General features: G+C 74.9%; 5 protein-coding genes. 2 read left to right on the top strand and 3 right to left on the bottom strand.

Annotated features, from left to right (window positions below; all coding sequences use genetic code 11):
• Together QM572_RS10910 and QM572_RS10905 are read right to left on the bottom strand one after the other, a co-directional pair.
• Nucleotides 1-884 (bottom strand): chorismate-binding protein (locus QM572_RS10910; protein ID WP_415092953.1); only part of this gene is annotated, 884 nt, incomplete at its 3' end.
• Nucleotides 881-1,657, bottom strand: coding sequence for an SDR family oxidoreductase (locus QM572_RS10905; RefSeq protein WP_415092951.1), 777 nt, complete (start codon nt 1,655-1,657; stop codon nt 881-883). The genes QM572_RS10905 and QM572_RS10910, both read right to left, overlap by 4 nt.
• Before the next feature lie 58 nt (nt 1,658-1,715).
• Between QM572_RS10905 and QM572_RS10900 the strand changes: the two genes are divergently transcribed.
• Complete coding sequence (locus tag QM572_RS10900) at nt 1,716-2,525, top strand: siderophore-interacting protein (RefSeq protein WP_415092949.1); 810 nt, start codon at nt 1,716-1,718, stop codon at nt 2,523-2,525.
• A gap of 40 nt (nt 2,526-2,565) precedes the next feature.
• Here the strand turns inward: QM572_RS10900 and QM572_RS10895 are convergent, their stop codons facing one another.
• Entirely contained in the window at nt 2,566-2,952 is a 387-nt protein-coding gene (locus QM572_RS10895) for a hypothetical protein (protein WP_415092947.1), read from the bottom strand.
• Here QM572_RS10895 and QM572_RS10890 point away from each other — a divergent pair.
• On the top strand, nt 2,938-3,459 hold a 522-nt coding region (locus tag QM572_RS10890; protein WP_415092945.1), incomplete at its 3' end, for an FAD:protein FMN transferase. The two genes, QM572_RS10895 and QM572_RS10890, sit on opposite strands and share 15 nt — an antisense overlap.

Below are 3,459 nucleotides of genomic sequence, written 5' to 3'. Positions count from 1 at the left end.
GGCACGCCGGCGACCGCGGGCGTCGGGTGGAGCAGGCGGGCGAGGTCCAGCGCCGTCGGCAGCGCGCGGCCGCCTCGGGGGGCGAGCGTCGCCTCGATCGGCGTGGCCAGGTGCCAGAGCGTGTCGGTGGCGAGCAGCTCGGGCCGGTCGGGCGCGCTGAGCGTCGCGGTGACCGGGGCCAGCGCGTCGAGGATCTGGTCGACGACGTACCGGTGCTCGGCGAGATCCTTGACCGATCCGCGCAGCGCCTCGGCGTGCGCGGTGTCCTCATCGGTGTCCGCGACCCGCGGCACCGAGCCCGCCAGCGGCAGGCTCGTCACGCGCAGGCCGGCACGGCGCACCAGCAGCTCCGGGCTGCCGCCGAGCAGGATGCCGTCGGCGAGCGGGACCGCGAAGACGTAGCGCCCCGGCCGGGTCTCCAGCAGCCGGTCGAGCACGTCGGCCGCGTCGAGGGGTGGCGTCGAGACCACGCGCAGGCCGCGGCCGAGCACGACCTTGTCGAGCTCGCCGGCGTCGATCCGCGTCAGCGCGGCACCCACCCGGTCGGCGTACGTCTCCGCGCTCGGCTCCTCAACGACCACGTGCCGCCGCCCGAGCCCCACCTGGGTGGGGTTGCGCGCCACCGGCCCGGTCACCTCCCGGCGTGCGACCCCGCACCTGGCAGGCAAGGCGGACGGGCCGAGGGACCCGACGCGGTGGGCGATGGCCGCCTCGCCCGGATCGAAGGGCAGCACGACGACCGCCCGCTCGCCGTCGCGCAGCGAGGCCACGATCTCGTCGGGGCCGCCGGTGGCCAGGATCTCGCCCGCGAGCACCTCGTCGCCGCTGGTGAAGAGGACCTGGGTGCGGAGGCCGGCGTCGAGGCGGCCGAGGAGCTCGGTCACAGGGACGCACCCCCGTCGACGAAGAGCTGCTGCAGCGTGACGTGGCGGGCGGCGTCGGAGAGCAGGAACGCGGCAACCTCGGCCACGTCCTCGGGCCGCGCGATCCGGCCGAGTGGGATGCCGACCCGGAAGGCACCGGGGTCGCCCTCGAGCGCCGCCCGGCGCCCGGCCTCGGGGTCGGGCCACAGGTCGCGCTGCATCGGGGTGTCGGTCGAGCCGGGCTCGAGGACGTTGCAGCGGATGCCGCGGGCGGCGAGCTCGAGGCCCGCGCAGCGGGCCAGCGCGGAGGTGGCCGCCTTGGAGGCGGCGTACGCCAGCATGCCGGTGCGCGGCACGCGAGCCGCGTTGGAGCTGATCACGACGATCGCGCCACCGTCGCGCAGCCGCGGGGCGCCCTGCTGGAGCAGGGTGAGGACGCCGGTCGTGTTGACGTCGAGATGGCGCTGCCACGACTCCGGCGTGACGTCGGCGAGACCGCCCGGCTCGAGGATCCCCGCCGCCGACACCAGGCCGGCGAGCGGTCCGAGCGCATCGACCGCCCGGTCGAGCGCGGCGGCCACACCGGCCGCGTGGGTGACGTCGGCCGCGAGCGGGACCACCTCACCCGCACCCCCGGCCTCCGCCTCCTTGGCGGCCACGGCAAGGTTGTCGGTGTCACGGTCCAGCAGCGCGAGGCTCCGGCCGTCGGCGGCCAGTCGCAGCGCGACCGCCCGTCCGATTCCGGAGGCCGCGCCTGTGACGAGGACTGGCTGACCGAGAAGCAGCTCATTCATGTGATGATAGTAAGGGAAGCCTTACCTCTCATCGCAAACCCGTCTCGTGAGGAGACCCATGGCCCGCCCCGACCGCCCCGCCCGTCCCCAGCACCTGCTCCGCGTCGAGAGCAACGACCGCCTCGGTCCTCATCTCGTCCGGCTGCGGCTCTCCGGCGATGCCGTCGCCGGATTCCCGGAGACCGGCTACACCGACTCCTACGTCAAGCTCGTCTTCGTCGACCCGTCCCTCGGCCTCGTCCCGCCGTACGACGTCCGCGAGCTGCGCGAGACCCTGCCCGCCGACCGACAGCCGGTGGTCCGGACCTACACCGTCCGCTCGATCGACCGCGCGGCCGGGACGATCGACGTCGACTTCGTCACCCACGGCGACGAGGGCGTCGCGGCCCCCTGGGCGGTGCGCGCCCGGCCGGGCGACACGATCGTCGCCAACGGGCCTGGGGGCGCCTATGCGCCCGACCCCGAGGCGCCGTTCCACCTGCTCGTCGGCGACCTCTCGGCGACTCCGGCGATCGCGGCGGCCCTGGAGGCGCTGCCCGCCACGGCCACCGGTCTGGCCCTGATCGAGATCCACGACCCGGCCGACGAGCTGCCGCTGACCCACCCCGACGGCGTCGAGGTGCGCTGGCTGCTCAACCCGTCGGACGAGGAGGGCGTGCTGACCGCCGCCGTCGCCGAGGCCACCTGGCCGGAGGGCACGCAGGTCTTCGCCCACGGCGAACGGGGCGCGATGAAGGAGATCCGCGCGATCTTCCGCGACCGCGCCGTGCCGCGCGAGGCACTCTCCATCTCGGCGTACTGGGCTCGCGGCCGCACCGAGGACGCGTTCCAGGCCGAGAAGCGCGAGCCGATCGGCCAGATCGACTGAGCCCAGGTCGATCCATGGCCGTCGCAGACTTCATGGTCACTTAAGCCGGCTCTCCGGAGACTCCCAAGTTCGATGGGCAGGCTCGAGGCATGAGCAGCCGACCCACCGTCTTCCGTCGGTCCCGGCGCTGGCTGGCCGGCGCCCTCGGGGCCAGCGCCGTCGCGACCGGCGCGTTCACCGTCGCCGCCTCGCAGACGGCGACCGCGTCCGACACCACGACGAGCGCGACCACCGACTCGACGGGCTCCACGACGTCGACCACGACGACCTCGACGTCCGGCACGGACTCGACGAGCACGTCCGGCTCCACGTCGAGCGACTCCAGCACCTCCAGCAGCTCGTCGGGCGTCTCGGCGTCCGACACCAGCAGCTCGAGCAGCTCCAGCAGCTCTGACGGCTCGTCCCACGCGTCATGAGCGGCGACCACCCCTCGACGACCTGGCGCGACTGGTCGTGCAGCGTCCGCGTGACGGTCACGCAGGCCGACCGCCTCGAGCAGGCCGCCGAGATCGTCCGCTCGGTGATGGCCGACGTCGAGCGAGCGGTCAGCCGCTTCCACCCCTCCGACCTCGACCGGGTGCATGCGCGCTCCGGCCTGCTCGTCCCGGTCAGCCCGCTCGCCTTCGACCTCGTCGCCCTCGCCGTCGCCGCCCGCGACGAGACCGACGGCGACGTCGACCCGGCGCTGGGCTCGGACCTGGTCGGCCTCGGCTACGACGCCGACATCGCGAAGGTCCGCGAGCGCCGTACGGCGACCAGGCTGGTCGGCCCGAACGGCGCTCCGCCCCGCCCCTCGCGGCGCGTCGTCCTCGACCCCGCCCTGCGTCGGGTCGGGGTGGCTCCCGGCGCGACCCTCGACCTCGGCGCGACCGCGAAGGCGTGGGCCGCCGACACCGCGGCCGCGCGGATCCACCGCACCCTCGGCACCGCGGCG

Source organism: Nocardioides sp. (assembly GCF_047607365.1).
In the GTDB taxonomy this organism is placed as follows: Bacteria; Actinomycetota; Actinomycetes; order Propionibacteriales; family Nocardioidaceae; genus Nocardioides.
The sequence above is the reverse complement of the archived record's forward strand: the minus strand, read 5'-3'. Positions and strand labels throughout refer to the sequence as shown.